The sequence below is a fragment of the Streptomyces piniterrae genome, from assembly GCF_005048155.1.
GTDB lineage: Bacteria > Actinomycetota > Actinomycetes > Streptomycetales > Streptomycetaceae > Streptomyces > Streptomyces piniterrae.
Map to the genome: position 1 here is coordinate 707,424 of NZ_SUMB01000001.1, position 14,026 is coordinate 721,449.

Annotated in this window: 11 protein-coding genes and 2 pseudogenes; 8 read left to right on the forward strand and 5 right to left on the reverse strand. The window is 68.2% G+C overall.

What is annotated here, in order from left to right; all coding sequences use genetic code 11:
• Nucleotides 1-11 precede the first annotated feature (11 nt).
• Complete coding sequence (locus tag FCH28_RS02995) at nt 12-1,898, reverse strand: non-ribosomal peptide synthetase (protein WP_136738063.1); 1,887 nt, start codon at nt 1,896-1,898, stop codon at nt 12-14.
• Nucleotides 1,899-2,112: 214 nt separating this feature from the next.
• Between FCH28_RS02995 and FCH28_RS03000 the strand changes: the two genes are divergently transcribed.
• From FCH28_RS03000 to FCH28_RS03020, 5 genes are all read left to right on the forward strand, one after another.
• A complete protein-coding gene (locus FCH28_RS03000; RefSeq protein WP_136738064.1) occupies nt 2,113-2,859 on the forward strand; it encodes an SDR family NAD(P)-dependent oxidoreductase in 747 nt (248 codons plus the stop codon).
• 422 nt (nt 2,860-3,281) lie between these two features.
• Nucleotides 3,282-4,358, forward strand: coding sequence for a 4-oxalomesaconate tautomerase (locus FCH28_RS03005; RefSeq protein ID WP_136738065.1), 1,077 nt, complete (start codon nt 3,282-3,284; stop codon nt 4,356-4,358).
• A 61-nt stretch (nt 4,359-4,419) separates the two neighbouring features.
• Nucleotides 4,420-5,652: an amino acid--tRNA ligase-related protein gene (locus FCH28_RS03010; protein WP_136738066.1), complete on the forward strand. Its 1,233-nt coding sequence runs from the start codon at nt 4,420-4,422 to the stop codon at nt 5,650-5,652.
• Nucleotides 5,653-5,697: 45 nt separating this feature from the next.
• Nucleotides 5,698-6,930 carry an MFS transporter gene (locus tag FCH28_RS03015; RefSeq protein ID WP_136738067.1) on the forward strand — a complete coding sequence of 411 codons (1,233 nt, stop codon included), beginning with the start codon at nt 5,698-5,700 and terminating at the stop codon, nt 6,928-6,930.
• Complete coding sequence (locus tag FCH28_RS03020; protein ID WP_136738068.1) at nt 6,927-7,748, forward strand: ATP-grasp domain-containing protein; 822 nt, start codon at nt 6,927-6,929, stop codon at nt 7,746-7,748. Before FCH28_RS03015 ends, FCH28_RS03020 begins: the two co-directional genes overlap by 4 nt.
• A gap of 212 nt (nt 7,749-7,960) precedes the next feature.
• On the opposite strand, the gene FCH28_RS03025 is transcribed toward FCH28_RS03020, so the two are convergent.
• The 4 genes and pseudogenes from FCH28_RS03025 to FCH28_RS39825 all read right to left on the reverse strand — a co-directional run bounded on the left by FCH28_RS03025 (nt 7,961) and on the right by FCH28_RS39825 (nt 11,118).
• The gene (locus tag FCH28_RS03025; RefSeq protein ID WP_136738069.1) at nt 7,961-8,521 is read right to left on the reverse strand and encodes a CGNR zinc finger domain-containing protein; all 561 of its coding nucleotides are present in this window, start codon (nt 8,519-8,521) and stop codon (nt 7,961-7,963) included.
• A 95-nt stretch (nt 8,522-8,616) separates the two neighbouring features.
• Nucleotides 8,617-8,861 (reverse strand): annotated as a pseudogene (locus FCH28_RS03030) (ABC transporter ATP-binding protein); the annotation flags it as partial.
• 130 nt (nt 8,862-8,991) lie between these two features.
• Nucleotides 8,992-10,626: an ABC-F family ATP-binding cassette domain-containing protein gene (locus tag FCH28_RS03035; RefSeq protein ID WP_136738070.1), complete on the reverse strand. Its 1,635-nt coding sequence runs from the start codon at nt 10,624-10,626 to the stop codon at nt 8,992-8,994.
• Nucleotides 10,627-10,872: 246 nt separating this feature from the next.
• Nucleotides 10,873-11,118: an SsgA family sporulation/cell division regulator gene (locus FCH28_RS39825; RefSeq protein ID WP_342781572.1), complete on the reverse strand. Its 246-nt coding sequence runs from the start codon at nt 11,116-11,118 to the stop codon at nt 10,873-10,875.
• Between the two features lie 245 nt (nt 11,119-11,363).
• Between FCH28_RS39825 and FCH28_RS03050 the strand changes: the two genes are divergently transcribed.
• From FCH28_RS03050 to FCH28_RS38835, 3 genes and pseudogenes are all read left to right on the forward strand, one after another.
• Complete coding sequence (locus tag FCH28_RS03050; RefSeq protein WP_136738072.1) at nt 11,364-12,428, forward strand: alpha/beta fold hydrolase; 1,065 nt, start codon at nt 11,364-11,366, stop codon at nt 12,426-12,428.
• Between the two features lie 456 nt (nt 12,429-12,884).
• Complete coding sequence (locus tag FCH28_RS03060; protein WP_136738073.1) at nt 12,885-13,076, forward strand: hypothetical protein; 192 nt, start codon at nt 12,885-12,887, stop codon at nt 13,074-13,076.
• 615 nt (nt 13,077-13,691) lie between these two features.
• A pseudogene (locus FCH28_RS38835) lies at nt 13,692-14,020 on the forward strand (transposase family protein); the annotation flags it as partial.
• Between the last annotated feature and the right edge of the window lie 6 nt (nt 14,021-14,026).

The following is a 14,026-nucleotide window of genomic DNA, read 5'->3' on the forward strand; positions in this document are numbered from 1 at the left end:
GTCGGTGCGGGTCAGCGCAGCGCGGGAGACGCTGCGCGCACCGTGTCGGCCAGCTCGGCCAGGCTCGTGGCCAGGAGGATGTCCGTCGGGTCGATCTCGACGGAGAGCGCGTCGCCGATCCGGAACGCGGCCTGGGTGGCGAGGATCGAGTTGCCACCGAGTGCGATGAAGTCGTCGGCCGGGCCGACGGACGGAGCCTTGAGCAGCTCCGACCAGATCGCGGCGATGCGCTCGGTCACGGGGTCGTTCTGGTGGCCGGGCGCGGCGGCCGCGGGCCGTCCGGCGGGCAGGTCCTGGAGGAGCCGCTGGATCGCCTGGCGGTCGGCCTTGCCCGTGGGCCCGATCGGGAGGGTCTCCAGCACCAGCCACTGAGCCGGAATCATGTACGAGGGGAGGGTGCCGGACAGCTCCGAAGCGAGCGCCCCGGCCGTGTCCCGGTCCGCTCCCGTCGCCGCCGTCGCTCCGTCGGGCGTGCCCGCGTCGGGTGGTACGAGGAAGGCGCCGACGAGCCGGGCCCCGGGGCCTTCGCCGGCCTTCTCGACGAAGGCGGCCTCGGTCAGCCCGGTCGCCACGGCGGCGCGCTCGATCTCCTCCAGCTCGATGCGGAAGCCGCGCAGCTTCACCTGACGGTCGGCGCGCCCGACGAGTTCCAGCGCGCCGTCCGGCAGCTGCCTGACCAGGTCTCCGGTCCGGTAGACCAGGGAGGAGGCAGACCCGTCGGGGGAGTAGGGCCCGTCGGGGGAGTAGGGAACGAAGGAGGCGGCCGTGCGCTCCGGCTGCCCGAGATATCCGGTGGCCACTCCCGGACCTCCGATGCACAACTCACCCGTCTGCCCCGGGGCCACCGGGTGCAGCCGAGCGTCGAGCACATGCACGTCGGTCTGCTGCAGGGCGTACCCGATGGGGACGCGGTCGCGCCCGGCGAGGGACTCCTCGGTGCAGTCGAAGAAGGTGGCGAAGACGGTGGTCTCCGTCGGACCGTAGCCGTTGACCAGGCGCTTGGGCGGTGCCTCGGCCAGCACCCGGCGGACGGCGGACAGGTCCAGCTGCTCACCGCCCACGACCAGGTTGCGCAGCGAGCCCAGCGCCACCGGGTCCTCCCGGGCCACCGTGTGGAACAGCGAGGTGGTGAGGAAGAGTGTGGTGATGCCTTCGGAGCGGATCAGCTCCACCCACTGGTCCAGTGGGAGCTCGACCACCGACGGGAGGATCACGAGGGTGGCACCCGCGGTCAGCGCTCCCCAGATCTCGAAGGTGGTGGCGTCGAAGGCCGGGTTGGCCGCGTGCCCCACCCGGTCGTCCGGCTCGATGGTGCAGTAGGTGGCCCCGGTGACGAGGCGGCGCACGGCCCGGTGGGGGACGACGACCCCCTTCGGGGAGCCGGTTGAGCCGGAGGTGTACGCGACATAGCAGGGGTTCTCCTCGTCCACCGCCGCGTTGGGGCCCGGAGCCCCGTGCCGCCCGGCCTCCGGGACGGTGAGCACGGGAGTGGACGGTGCCACCCGGAGGGCCCGCGAGCGCCGTGCCTCTCCCGCGCCGACGACCACCGCACGTACCGCCGCCTCGTCCAGGACGGAGGCGATCCGCTCGGTCGGCGCGTGTCCGTCGAGCGGCAGATACGCGGCTCCCGCACGGGCGATGCCCAGCAGTGCGACGACCAGGTCCACGCTGCGGTGCAGATCCACCGCGACCAGATCGCCGGGTTCGACGCCGAGCTCGGTCAGGGTCGCCGCCGTGCTCCCGGCGCGCTCCCAGAACTCCTGGTAGCTGAGCGACACTCCGGTGCCGGGATCGTGCACGGCGCAGCTGTGCGGGTGTTCGGCGACGCGCGCGGCGACGAGGTGGTGGACTCCGGCGATGACGGAGCCCTGCCCGGCCAATGACAACGACGAACTCATGATCTTCCTCTGTTCAGTAAGCGGCGATGCTGCTGACAGAAGGGGAAGGCGAGCGCTGAAGGCAGCTGACGGCTGCGAGCCACTGGCCGCTGCGGGTCAGGCAGCGGCACGAAGTCGTTCCCCCGTGTTTCCGTTATGCGGAAACTTGATTTCGTATGCTGGCAGACTAGGATCCGCCGTGATCAGCTGTCAACAACCTTTTTGTGAGGTCCACATGAACAACCACCCCGCCCCCGTCGCGCTGGTCACCGGCTCGTCGTCGGGCATCGGAGCCGCCATCGCCCGCCGCTTCGCCGCCGAAGGGATGCGCGTGGTCGTCAACTCCGCATCGAGCACCGAGGCGGGCAACAAGCTGGCCGCCGAACTGCCGGAGGCGATCTATGTCCAGGGGGACGTCGCGGACGTCGCGGACGCCCGCCGTGTGGTCGATGCCGCCGTCACCGCATACGGGCGGCTCGACGTGCTCGTCAACAACGCCGGCACCACGCGCTTCATTCCGCTCGACGACCTCGAGTCGGCGGACGCGGACGCCTGGCGTGCGATCTTCGACGTCAACGTCCTCGGTACGTGGCAGATGATCACGGCCTCCGTCCCCCATCTCAAGGCCGCAGGTTCGGCCGCGATCATCAACATCTCCTCGGTGTCGGGAAGCCGGGCACTGGGCAGTTCGATCCCGTACGGGGTGAGCAAGGCGGCCGTCAATCACCTGACCCGCATGCTTGCCGCGACCCTCGGCCCCGAGATCCGCGTGAACGCCATCGCGCCGGGCCTCATCGAGACGCCCTGGTACGAGGAGGCGGCCGAGGTGCTCGAGAGCTCCCGTGAATGGGTGACCGCCAACACGCCGCTGCGCCGCGTGGGCACCCCCGAGGACGTCGCCGAGGCCGCGCTCGCCCTGGTGCGCGCCACCTACACAACCGGCGACATCCTCACCCTGGACGGCGGCCGGCACGTCGTCTGACCCGCTGGCGAGCATCCGGACCATCCCTCAATGTCCAGGAAAATCAGGGGAGTTGAGATGAACGAAGGTCGAAAACCGTGAAGTTTCCTCGATGGCGCTTGTGTTATCGAACGGGCGCTCGTATGGTCGATCAAGGAAGAGCAGCACGGGGATAGTTGACTGTGGTTCTGAGCGGCAGCGGCGCCTGAAACACGCGCGAAGACGCGTAAACGGACAGCCCGCCCACGGTCTCGACTTACGACCCATGAACAGCGGTGGCCCGAAACACGCCGATACGCGTTCCCCGCAGGCCCCGCCCCATGGATTCCAGATGGATGCACGCTTTTCGACCTGGCGTTGTCATGCCATCACCTCCCTCCAAGCCCGCCTCTACGGGTGTGGCCGCGCTGCATAGACGTGTCTGTCATAAGGGGGAAACCACAATGCGACGGATTCCGTGCGTGTTAATGCGCGGAGGGACGTCCAAGGGGCTGATCTTTCACGCCGATCACCTACCCACCGACCCCGACGCCCGGGACCGGATCCTGCTGCGCGCGATGGGGTCCCCGGACGTGGCGCAGATCGACGGAGTCGGCGGCGCCACCACACTCACCAGCAAAGTCGCGATCGTCCGGCGTTCCCGCCGGCCCGAAGCCGACGTCGACTACCTCTTCGCCCAGGTGAACATCACCGCACCGGTCGTCGACACCAATCCCAGTTGCGGCAACATCCTCTCCGCCGTTGCCCCTTACGCCGTCGAGAGTGGCATGGTCGCCGCCCAGCAGGGCGAGACGACCGTACGCATCTTCAACGAGAACACCCGGACGGTCTCCACCGCTATCGTCCAGACGCCCGGCGGTCTCGTCACCTACGACGGTGCAGCACGCATCGACGGGGTCCCCGGGAGCGCGGCGCCCGTCAAGCTCGACCTCGCCGCCACCGCCGGGTCACGCACGGGCAAGCTGCTGCCGACGGGCGCCGTTCGTGACGTGGTCAACGGCATCGAAATCTCCTGTGTGGACATGTCCGTGCCCATGGTCCTCATTCCCGCGGCGGCACTCGGCCGTACGGGATACGAATCCAAACAGGACCTCGACGCCGACCACGAACTCCTCGCGCGCATAGAGGAAATTCGCCGCGAGGCATCCCACGTCATGGGACTCGGCGACGCCACAGGGAAGGTGATCCCGAAGGTCGCCCTCCTCGCCGCTCCCCGCGGCGGTTCCGGAATCAGTTCCCGCTACTTCGTACCGCACGTGTGTCACGCGACACACGCCGTCACCGGAGCCGTCTGCATCGCCGTGGCAACCGGGCTCGAGGGAACCGTCGCACACGAACTCGCGAAGGTCTCCGACGGACCGCAGCGCACGGTCCGGATCGAGCACCCGGCCGGTGGTCTGGACGTCGAACTCGCCATGGGCGACGGCCTCTTCCCGACGCCGGACATCCGCCGCGCAGCCGTCGTGCGCACCGCCCGGCGGATCTTCGAGGGCAGCGTCGTTCTGCCCCTCGAGGTCTGACATCACCTCTCATCACCTCTCCCGCGATCCATCTTTCCTGCAACTCACCTGGAGCACACCCATGGCCATCACACAGCCCACCGACGTCATCCGGGGCTGGATCGAGGAGATCCGGCCGGCACGCGACGGCGGCGGACGCACGGAACTCCTCGTCCGCGGCGGAGGAACGGTCCACACCATCACCGCCGAACCGGCACTGCTCCCCGCCGACGGCCTCTCGGCACAGAGTGTCGTCGAGGTGACCGTGGACGAGTCCGGCGACCTGCCGCGGGCCACCGCACTCCGTGTGGTCTCCGAAGCGCTGCCCCTTCCTGTCGACCTCCGCAACCCGGACCTGACCGATCTCGACCACCGGCATCTGCACATTCGCAGTCGTCAGCTCCGCGCCTCCGCGACACTGCGGCACCACGTGCAGAAGTATGTGCGCGAGTTCCTCGACGCTCAGGGCTGCCACCTCGTCCAGACCCCCATCCTGACCAGCGCCTCGTCCGTTTCGAGCGGTGCGGTGTTCCAAGTGCCGTACTACGGCGGCCAAACGGCCTCACTGCCGCAGAGCAACTGGATGTACGCGGATGCCATGGTCAGCGCGCTGGAACGCGTCTACACCTTCGGCCCCACCTTCCGCCGCGAGGACGATGCGGACGGCATCCACCTGGTGGAGATATGGCAGGTCTCCGCCGACTTCGCCTGGGCCACCTATCAGGACCTCATGGCCATCGAAGAAGAGATGCTGCGGCACGTCGCGATCCGGCTTCGTGACGAACACGCCGACGTCTATGCCCTGGCCGGCCTGCCGATGGATCACCTGGACGCCATCACGAAGCCGTTCGCCCGCATTTCCTATGCGGACTCCGTGACTCTGCTGCGTGACCTGGGCCACGATTTCACCTATGGCGCCGACTACACCAAGGAACAGTCCGACGCCATCAGCAGTACGTTCGACCGCCCGTACTTCATCACGGGTTTTCCCAAGGAACTGAAGAACTTCTGGTTCCCCGTCAATGAGGACGGCACCACCCCGACCAGTGACCTGTTCGCGCACACAGGGCAGGGCGAGATCATCGGCGGTGGTGAGCGCGCTCACCAAGCCGAGGAGATGATCGCGGGGCTGCGGCGTCGCGGCTATGACCTGGCCAAGTTCGAGTGGCTCGTGGACATCCGCCGCTACGGCTGCACCCCGCACGCCGGATTCTCCATGGGCTTCGACCGGCTCGTGGCGATGTACCTGGGAGCAGAGGACATCCGGAACGCGGTCCTCTTCCCGCGCGTGCCGCACGAGGCCATCAAGCCGTAACCCAGCGAGCCATCCACCACCACCCGGCACAAGTCGAGGCTAGACATGATCACCTTCAGGGCGCGCTCCCTCCTGCTCCTCGCCATCGCGGCCTTCGCCAGCTCGGCCTCCATGCGGATCTGCGATCCACTGCTCCCGGAATTCGTCCAGGCCTTCGGCGTCACGGAGGGCAGCGCGTCCTGGGTGATCTCGGCTTTCTCCATCGCCTACGGCAGCCTCCAGATCCTCTACGGCCCTGCCGGAGACCGACATGGCAAATACCGGGTCGTGGCGATCGTCACCACCGTTTGCGCCGTGGCGACTCTCGCCGCTGCCCTGGCTCCCACGTTCACCTGGCTCGTCATCGCCCGTACCGCCGTCGGCGCCAGCGCGGCGGCCATCATTCCCATGTCCATGGCGTGGATAGGAGACTCGGTTCCGTACGAGCGCAGACAGACCACGCTGGCTCGACTGCTCACCGGCCAGATCCTCGGCGTCATCGCAGGGCAGATCCTCGGCGGCTTCTTCGCCGATACCTTCGGCTGGCGTTGGTGCTTCGCTGTCCTGGCGGCTGTGTTCTGCACCGCGGCAGCACTGCTGTGGCGTCAGCTCGTCGGAGCCCCGCCCGTGCCGCTGCCTGATCCCGTTCACCGCCGCACGCCCCTGGCCGGGGCCCTGGCCGTCCTCAAGTCCAAGCGAGCACAGTGCATCCTGGCCATCGTGTTCCTGGAAGGAATGGCCGTCTACGGTCCCTTCGCGTTCGTTCCCTCATACCTTCACACCCAGTTCCACACCCCCCTCACCGCCGCCGGTCTGATCGCCGGAACCTATGGCCTCGGCGGTCTGCTGTACTCCCTCGCCGTCACCCGGCTGCTGAAGCGCATCGGCGAACGCGGCTTCGCTCTTGCCGGCGGCGTCATCCTCGGCATCGGGTTCCTCGCGTACGCCACGGCACCGGGCTGGGCCTGGGCGCTCCCCGCCGGCGCGCTCACCGGCCTCGGCTTCTACATGCTCCACAACACCTTGCAGACCCATGCCACCCAAATGCTTCCCGAGCGGAGAGGTACCGCGGTTTCGATATTCGTCTCCGCGTTCTTCCTCGGCCAGTCGGCGGGAACAGCCATCACCGGCCCTCTGATCGGCGTCACCGGTTTCACCGCTCCGTTCGTGGCTGCCGCGCTCATCCTCCCGTGCGCCGGACTGTGGCTGGCGGCCATCTCGTCGCCCCGCACCTCTTCCCCAGCGCCTCGGCCGGATCACCATGACCGGAACGGGCAATCCAAACAGGTCCCGGCGTGACCCCGTACCGCGGTGGAGCCTTCGCCATTGTCGAAACACAGGTCTCCGATCACGGACTCTCCCTTCTGCGAGCCGCTCACGAACTCGGCTACTACACCGTTCTGGTCAGCAGCGATCCCGACCTCTACTGCGCGCTTCCCTGCGCACACGAGGCCTTCACTCGACACGTCGACCACATCATCGAGACGGACACGACCTCAGCCGATGCCATCGTGGAAGCACTCTCGAACCTTCCGGTCGGCCGCCGCGTGCTGGGTGTGTGCACCGGTGCGGACGACCGCATGGTTCCGACCGCCGACGTGGCCCGCCAACTCGGCCTCCCGGGCTTGTCGCCACGGACGGCACGGGTTCTGCGCAGCCGAAGTCTCCTGCGCAGCGTCTGTGCCCAGGCTGGAATCTCCGTCGTCGCGCGGCCCCGGCGCGGCTGGCGGATCAGCGCAGTCGCCGTGTACGTGGACGGCGCACACCGCGTGCTGGCCATCACCCCGACGGCAGCACCACACCGGAAATCCGTCGACCTGGTGCACCGGGCTCTGACGGCCGTCGGCCATGCCTTCGGGGCAGCTCACGTGGAGCTGACGCTTTCCCTTGGACAGCCCCGGCTCGTCCAGATCACCGGGATGCCGAGCGCAGAACTCGCCCGCCTCGCCCTTGAAAGGAGCGGTGTCCATCTCCCGTACGAGCTGGTCAGATTGACTGCCGGCCTGGCCTCCGCTGCGAGCGGCCCGAGGCGGCTGATTGCCTGCTCACAACCGTTCACTCCCTCGTCAGGGATGTTGCTGCGCGTGGTGCCCAGGCCGTGGCTCCCGTGCAGATGAGTGCCGCCTGCGGAGGGGGTTCTCAGCGACCGGGCCGCCTTCCCAGGAGCCATCCATGTGACCTCGGCCGGGTCCAGAAACATGTGAAGGTCGATGACATCGCGCGACGGAGGTGTCACACCGACGACACCGACGACACCGACGACACCGACGAAAGAGAAGGTGTCGGCCCGCGCTAGGACGGCCGGGAGGACCTGGGCGCGGAGCGCGGGCTATACGGCCATGGCGGGCGCGGTCCGTTGCCGTGCGCGGTAGGCCGCGGCCTTGATCTTGTTGCCGCAGGACTCCATTCCGCACCACTGTCTCCGCATGCCGCGGGAACGGTCGATGTAGACCCGTGTGCACTCAGGATTACCGCATTCCTTCAGCAACGGGACATCCGGGCCGCTGAGCAACTCGACGGCCTGCCGGGCGACGGTCGCCAGGGCCTGCCCAGGGGTTGCCTCATTGTGCCGCCCGGTCAAGGAGAGTTGCGGCGTCACGGGAGTCTCGCGCGCGGCGCCGTTGAGCACGGCGACCGCCTCGCGGTCGAACCCCTCACCGAGGCGGCGGTTGGTGATGAGCCGGTAGACGGCCTCGCGGATGGCTGTCGCCTGCCGGACGTCTTCCTCATCGGCGGGCGTGATCGTGTCCACGAGCCCGGACTCCAGGTACCAGGCATTGAGCCGCTCCGGCGTCACCAACATCTCGAACCGGGTCGAGCGCCGTGCACGGAGCGTGGCCGCGAAGTCGAGGGCCGGATGTCCGCATACGAAAACATGGTCGAGATTCACCTCACGATCCTGACAGGTGACTGTCGCGGAGTGCAAGAATCGTCACCGGTCCGAGGGGTATCGATCGGAGGTGCGGTGCTGTGCAAGGCACCACACCCGTAGCCCATCTTCTCGTTGTCGCGCCGCCCACGGTCCGGCGCGACCAGATGTGCGGTTACGCCCGCCGTGTGACGCAGTGCTTCCCACTCCTCCTGCTCTTCCGCGTATCGCCCTTCCCAGCGCTCCCGCTCGGCGCGCTTCTCACTCACGTAGGCGCTGTAGTTGCCGCCGTAGCAACCGGGCAGTCCACGGCCGGGCCGAGGCCGATCAGGTCGGTGCAGACGCCGTCGAGGAAACGTCTGCCACCGAGGTCACGGACGAGGTCATGGGCGAGCAGAGCGGGTACGGGCACTGAGATCCGTCCAACGTGGTCGGGTGGTCGGCCCGCCGGGCGCACGGCCCCGGCGCGGGCCACTTCACACGTCGCCGGCTCACACCGCGAGGCCCCCGGTCTCCTTGAGCACTCCGTCGGCCAGCCGCAGCCAGCGGTTCACCCCGATCTTGGCGAGGAACCGCTCGTCGTGGCTGATCACGATGAAGGCGCCCTGGTAGGAGTCGAGTGCGCTCTCCAACTGGCCCGCGCTGACCAGGTCGAGGTTGTTGGTCGGCTCGTCGAGCAGGAGCAGGTGGGGAGCCGGTTCCGCGCACAGCACGCACGCCAGGGTGGCGCGCAGCCGCTCGCCGCCGGAGAGCACCCCGACCGGAAGGTGCGCCCGCGCGCCCCGGAAGAGGAAGCGGGCGAGCAGGTTCATCCGCTCCGCCTCGGGCCGCTCGGGCGCGAACGCGGCGAAGTTCTCCGCCACGGTGCGGTCCAGGTCCAACAGGTCGAGGCGCTGCGAGAGATGAGCGATCCGGCCGTGTCCGCGCCTGACCTCCCCGCCCTCCGGGGCGAGGTCGCCGGTGACCAGGCGCAGCAGGGTGGTCTTGCCCGCACCGTTGGGCCCGGTCAGCGCGATGCGCTCGGGGCCGCGGATGCTCAGGTCGACGCCGCCGTCGGCGAACACGGCTTGGCCGGCATGGTGGACCTGCATTCCCTCGCCGAGGAAGAGGTTGCGCCCGGCAGGCACCTGCGTGCCGGGGAGTTCGAGGGTGATGCGTTGTTCGTCGCGCAGCGCGCGCCCGGCCTCGTCGAGCCGGGCCTTGGCCTCGCCGACCCGGGCCGCGTGCATCTGGCCGGCCCGGCCCGCGGACTCCTGCGCGCCACGTTTCATGTTGCCCGCGAAAATGCGGGGCAGACCGGCACTCTTGAGGTTGCGGGCGGCGTTGCTCTGGCGGCGTTCGGCGCGTTCACGGGCCTGTTGCATCTCACGCTTCTCGCGCTTCAGCTCCTGCTCGGCGTTGCGGACGTTCTTCTCGGCGACCTCCTTCTCGGCGCGCACGGCCTCTTCGTACTCGGTGAAGTTGCCGCCGTACAAGCGCAGTTCGCCGCTGCCGAGTTCGGCGATGCGGTCCATGCGGTCGAGCAGCGCGCGGTCGTGACTGACCAGCAGCAGGCAGCCGCTGAAGTCCGACAGCACGTCGTAGAGCTTGTGCCGGGCCGCCAGGTCGAGGTTGTTGGTCGGCTCGTCGAGCAGCAGCACGTCGGGACGCTTGAGCAACTGGGCGGCGAGGCCCAGGGAGACGATCTGGCCGCCGCTGAGCGTACTCAGGGTGCGGTCCAGAGCCAGATCGGCCAGTCCGAGGCGGTCGAGTTGGGCGCGGGTGCGCTCCTCGACGTCCCAGTCGTCGCCGATGGTGGAGAAGTGCTCCTCGCTCACGTCGCCTGACTCGACGGCGTCGAGCGCGTGGATCACCGCGGCGATTCCGAGCACCTCGGCGACTGTGAGGTTGCCAGTCAGAGGGAGGCTCTGCGGGAGGTGGCCAAGCGTGCCATTGACCGTCAATGACCCATAGACGGGGGAGAGTTGACCTGCAATCAGCTTGAGCAGAGTGCTCTTGCCGGAGCCGTTGGGGGCCACCAGGCCGGTACGACCGGTGGGAACGGCGAAGGACAGGTCGTCGAAGACCGGGGTGTCGTCAGGCCAGGCGAAGATGAGGTTCGAGCAGACGACGGCGGCGTCGGACATGGGGATGACCTCGGGAGACTCGAGGGCAGACAGAACTCTGCCCTGGCAGCGTGGGAAAAAGGGGGTACGACAAAGCGGCCACGGCAGCGACGCTCTCGCAGCGCCGTCCGACGGCCGGTCACATCCGGATCTCATCCGGAGATGTCGTCTTCACCCACCACGTCTGCTGCTCCTCGATCGAGCGGTCCAAGTCGCCCACACCGTAGCAGGTGTCGAGAACTGTCCGACCCGCTGAGGCGGGTGCCTTCATGTGTACGCAGGCGCGAACGGTGGTGCCGTTATGCGTATGCTCCCGGCGCCATCCCGTGGTCCAGCCATTGCGCCAGCGGGCGGTATCGGCAGTGCGAAGAGCGCGGCCCATGTCGCCGGAGGCAAGCTGAAGCCATTCGGTCGGCGTACGGTCGGCCGGCTTGTCCGGTTCGACGGCCAGATCTGGACGTCGCCGGTACCGCTCTTCGCGTAAAGCCCCTTCCGGAGCAGGTCTCGTCCGATGCGTCATACGACGCGCAGGCCGCCCTGGATGCTCAACTCCGCGCGCGACCAGGCAGGCTTGAGGGCCGGTAGAGCCACTGGCGAAATTGTACGTCACCTGTTTGACCGGTGATGGCGCATGTGTGAGGGTCAGTTGCCTCAACACCGCTGGGTCCGTCTCCCGCAAACGCGGGCGAATGGCTCCCCATGGCGGCTTTCCGGGCCGCCGTGTCGTTTCGCCGGACATATATGACGGAGGATTCGCGATGATCAACGGACGCACCTTTGGCAAGGTCGTGGGTGCGGGCACCGGAGCGGCAGCCGTCTCGCTTTCCGGTCTGCAGGCCCAGGCGTCAGCCGCCGCCTCGCCCCGGCTGAGCGGTAGCCCCGCTCCGGCCGTGCCCATCATCACTCCTGGCGCCCACACCGAATTCCCCCGGCTGAACAACGTCAAGGCGGGCGTCCTCAACGTCAGTTACGCCGAAGCCGGGCCGGCGCACGGACCAGTCGTCCTGTGTCTGCACGGCTGGCCTTATGGCATCCACAGCTTCGTCGACGTCGCCCCGCTCCTCGCCGGCTTGGGCTACCGCGTCATCGTTCCCTACCTGCGCGGACACGGCGGCACCCACTTCCTTTCCAGCCGCACCCCCCGCACCGCCGAACAGTCCGCCATCGCCCTCGACATCATCGCCCTGATGGACGCGCTCAAGATTCACAAGGCTGTTCTTGCCGGCTTCGACTGGGGCTCGCGCACCGCCGACATCATCGCCGCCCTGTGGCCTGAACGCGTCAAGGCACTCGTCTCCACCAGCGGTTACCTCATCACCGATCGCAAGGCGCAACTGGAGCCCGCCGCAGCGGCCGTGGAACACAACTGGTGGTACCAGTGGTACTTCGCCACCGAGCGCGGCAAGAAGGCCATGGAGAACGAGAAAGAGCGCATCGCGCTCTGCCGCTACGTATGGACCCTCGTCTCCCCCAACTGGAACTTTGACGACGCCACCTTCGAGCGCACCGCCCAGGCCTTTCGCAATCCGGACTACGCCGCCGTCGTCCTCTACAACTACCGCTGGCGCATCGGCCTCATCGACGGCGAGCCCCGCTACGATCACTACGAGAACCTGCTCGCCGCCCAGCCCTCCATCCAAGTGCCGACCGTCACCCTTGACGCGGCCCTCGACCCCTTCACTCCGCCCGGCGACGGCTCGACCTACCGCCATCACTTCATCGGGCCCTACGAACACCGCACCGTCGCGGACATCGGGCACAACCTCCCGCAGGAAGCGCCAACCGCCTTCGCCCAGGCGGTTGTCGACGCCGACCATCTCTGAGCCCGCGCGGCACTGCCCACGGAAGGTCGGGTGGACGAGGGCGCGGCCGGCCCCGGGCACAGCACCACGGACGCCGAGCTGGAGACGGCTTGCACCGCGAGGGACAGCGCCTTCAGCCCCGTCGGCTCCTACGCCGAAGTCGCACCTGTGCCCGCCCGGCGCGCGCACTGCTGCCACATCCCATTCCGCCGACCGACGAACGCGGGTACGCCGCTCACTTCTCGGGCTCCTGGGGGCATCACGTTGTCCCGGGCGCCGGTCACAGCCTCCCTCAGGAGCGACCCGGGGTGTTTGTCGACCCGATTCTCGTAGTCAGCGCGATAGGGCAACCGCCCACTGGATGACCTCAGTTCGAGCGCATCACCACCTTGACAGGTGACGCCTGGAAAGGCACGTTGATAGCCGTCCCACCCTCGAGGGGAACACCATCCACGATCGACGAAGCGGAGATCGGTCATGAACAGGGAACGCACCAGCGATGCCGCCGAGGCGGCGCGGCACGCGCGCTACGGCAAGCTTCCCGACCGCATCCGCTTCGAGGACATGACCGAAGAGGTCGAGGCCGAGCAGGGCGGTGGCGGCAACTCGCACAGTCCCGAGGGCTCATGGAAGTACTACTCGTGTCTGGCCCTCGACCTGGGGCTGTAGATCCCGCACGGCATTCGCGGACGATGTCGCGGCGGGTTGTATTGGAGGGCGTCGCACATGCTGAGCTTCTCACCGGGCAACCCGTCCCCGGCGACGGGAGATCGGTCTCCGAACACTTCTCGGTGGCGAGGTGAGCTCCGTCGGCACGCACCGTGATGGTCCAGTGGTCCGCGCCGGGCGATCAACGCTCGCAGCGAGCGGGGCGAATGGCCCCGGGGCTCGGGCCGCAAGGGGCTGCTCGGTGTGCGAGTCCGGGTGGGGGAGTACGACATCCGGGGGTTCGACGCGGTCAGCGAGTGGACCGGAGCAGACGGTGTGCCCGGCACCGGACTTGCCCGGGTCAAGGTGGAGGTCGTCGAGGGATGCCGCCTACGCGTGCGACCCGAGGAGTTACGGCGGCGCGCTGAAGGCCACGTGCGGCACAGGTGTCGCCGGCCGGGAGAAGCTGAGCGACATGACTGTTGCCAACGACGCCCTGCTCCGCATCAACGCGTACTTCTTCGTTTAGGTGTGCTGCCTCGGCACGTTGGTGACAGGCGAGAAGCCTTTCGGTGTTTGAACGAGGCGAGGGCCTTCCGGCTCGGTGTGGATTGCGACATCTACAACCGACTCGGGGGCTGGCCGCTTCGCCGGGCCGTTGAACGCTCACAGGTCAGCCGCACCACCGCCGCACGCTGGGTCGGCCGCAATCGGCCGCCATCCGGCGCACGGCCACACCGGGATGGTCGAACCGACCCGGCCGTCCCCACCATCAGCCGCTTCGCCCGTCCGCCGTGGTCGAGCAACACATCGTCCGCCTGCGTCGCGAACACCGCATCGGCCCGCTGCGACTGGCCGCTCGCGCCGGCATCGCCGCTTCCACCGCGCATCGGATCCTCAAACGCCGTGTCCTGCCTGTCCTGTCTGTCCTAGCCGCCTGCAACCGGGCCACCGGCGAACCCGTCTCCCTG

Excerpts from the sequence above, each read along its gene's own strand:
- FCH28_RS02995 (WP_136738063.1), bottom strand. The coding sequence starts at position 1,898 with ATGAGTTCGTCGTTGTCATTGGCCGGGCAGGGCTCCGTCATCGCCGGA.
- FCH28_RS03000 (WP_136738064.1), top strand. The coding sequence starts at position 2,113 with ATGAACAACCACCCCGCCCCCGTCGCGCTGGTCACCGGCTCGTCGTCG.
- FCH28_RS03005 (WP_136738065.1), top strand. The coding sequence starts at position 3,282 with ATGCGACGGATTCCGTGCGTGTTAATGCGCGGAGGGACGTCCAAGGGG.
- FCH28_RS03010 (WP_136738066.1), top strand. The coding sequence starts at position 4,420 with ATGGCCATCACACAGCCCACCGACGTCATCCGGGGCTGGATCGAGGAG.
- FCH28_RS03015 (WP_136738067.1), top strand. The coding sequence starts at position 5,698 with ATGATCACCTTCAGGGCGCGCTCCCTCCTGCTCCTCGCCATCGCGGCC.
- FCH28_RS03035 (WP_136738070.1), bottom strand. The coding sequence starts at position 10,626 with ATGTCCGACGCCGCCGTCGTCTGCTCGAACCTCATCTTCGCCTGGCCT.
- FCH28_RS03050 (WP_136738072.1), top strand. The coding sequence starts at position 11,364 with ATGATCAACGGACGCACCTTTGGCAAGGTCGTGGGTGCGGGCACCGGA.
- FCH28_RS03060 (WP_136738073.1), top strand. The coding sequence starts at position 12,885 with ATGAACAGGGAACGCACCAGCGATGCCGCCGAGGCGGCGCGGCACGCG.